The organism is Arsenicibacter rosenii (assembly GCF_001870735.1).
In the GTDB taxonomy this organism is placed as follows: domain Bacteria; phylum Bacteroidota; class Bacteroidia; order Cytophagales; family Spirosomataceae; genus Arsenicibacter; species Arsenicibacter rosenii.
Map to the genome: position 1 here is coordinate 1 of NZ_MORL01000300.1, position 387 is coordinate 387.

1 protein-coding gene is annotated in these 387 nt (G+C 54.1%); it reads right to left on the reverse strand.

Going from position 1 to position 387, the window contains the following annotated elements; all coding sequences use genetic code 11:
* The coding region (locus BLX24_RS33795) for a family 43 glycosylhydrolase (protein ID WP_229201943.1) at positions 1–249 on the reverse strand (249 nt) is incomplete at its 3' end.
* Positions 250–387: the final 138 nt, after the last annotated feature.

The window sequence follows — 387 nt, forward strand, 5'->3', positions numbered from 1 at the left end:
TCCCTCCCGGAATGTTTTGTCGGGCGTAATCACTTTTCCGGTGCCCGGTTTCAGGCTGACCATATCGTCATTCAACTCTGCAACGGCCATATAGCCATTCCCCCAGTACAGGTAGCTTTTACCCGTTTCAGGATCCGTAAAAACATCGGGATCGATTTCCTGCCCCCCTTTTACGCCGTCGGGCTTATGAGCGATCAGGGGTTTTCCGGAGTCGGTAAAAGGACCGGCGGGATCTTCGGCCGTAGCCACGCCGATTTTCTGAGCTGCGGNTTTATTTTTTTCTCTATAATGCACGGCGCCCACGCATTCCGGTTGGCCCACGAAACCTGTTTCGGCAAATCCAGCATTGTCCCCTCGTCATGCCAGTCGACCAGGTTGTCCGACGAA